At 40.7% G+C, this 833-nt stretch carries 1 protein-coding gene; it reads left to right on the forward strand.

Annotated elements, in window-relative coordinates:
* Positions 1-474: 474 nt before the first annotated feature.
* Complete coding sequence (locus tag AB4484_RS06210) at positions 475-792, forward strand: hypothetical protein (protein ID WP_372077053.1); 318 nt, start codon at positions 475-477, stop codon at positions 790-792.
* Positions 793-833 lie beyond the last annotated feature (41 nt).

Raw genomic sequence — 833 nt, forward strand, 5'->3', positions numbered from 1 at the left:
AAATTGCCCCGAGAGCCCCCACAGCGACCAGAAACAACAAGCCGCAACCTAGGTATAAAAATCCCAAACAATGGCTGTGAGCTTCATTTTGACCGCTCATTTTTGGTGTTTATTATTCCTATTATGTTCAATTGCCAAGTTTACCGCCCAAAACAGCCACTTTGACCACCTGAAAGCCTCTCACAGCCATTTTAAGTAGCAAACCCACCCACAGACACATAAATCCACTCTGAAAGTTAATTTCACAATTAGAGGGCTTCACAGTGCGAATTAACATCTTTTGAACTCACCCAAAAATCACACCGTAACGCTCATAACTGAAACTTTCCCTTTGAGATCGCTCTTCCTCATGAAATGGGCGAAGCCCTTTCATGAGGAAGAGCGATCCGACAAGCGAACGGAGTGAGTGCGTCAGAACTCAAACCCCAAAAGCGTTAATATGACCTCAAATGTAACCATCAAAAAGTAAGATTAATGGACGTAAAACAACTCGCTTATGAACTCGGATTTGAGAACTACGAAAAAGCCACGCCTTTGAAACTATTCAAATGGATATGCCTGGAAGACAAAATCAATTTAAGGAATGATTTAAGTGATTACCTTGGTAAAGATTTCGCAAAAATAGTGACGGAAAAGCTAATGGAGTACAAAGAGGATGGCTCGCTAACATTTCCCAACTCGTGGCGAGTCAAAAAGAAATACAAAGCCCCAAAGGAAGACAAAAGATCAAAAAACAAAATTAAGAAGTTAAAACCTCGCTTAGTAAAAAAACAAGACACGGGTAATAGATAGCGTAGCTCTTAAAAATCACGTAGTGATTCGCACACGTTGGT

The sequence above is a fragment of the Vibrio sp. 10N.261.46.A3 genome, assembly GCF_041472995.1.
Taxonomy (GTDB): Bacteria; Pseudomonadota; Gammaproteobacteria; order Enterobacterales; family Vibrionaceae; genus Vibrio; species Vibrio coralliirubri.

Coding starts and splice junctions, on each gene's coding strand:
- AB4484_RS06210 (WP_372077053.1), top strand. CDS start 475: ATGGACGTAAAACAACTCGCTTATGAACTCGGATTTGAGAACTACGAA.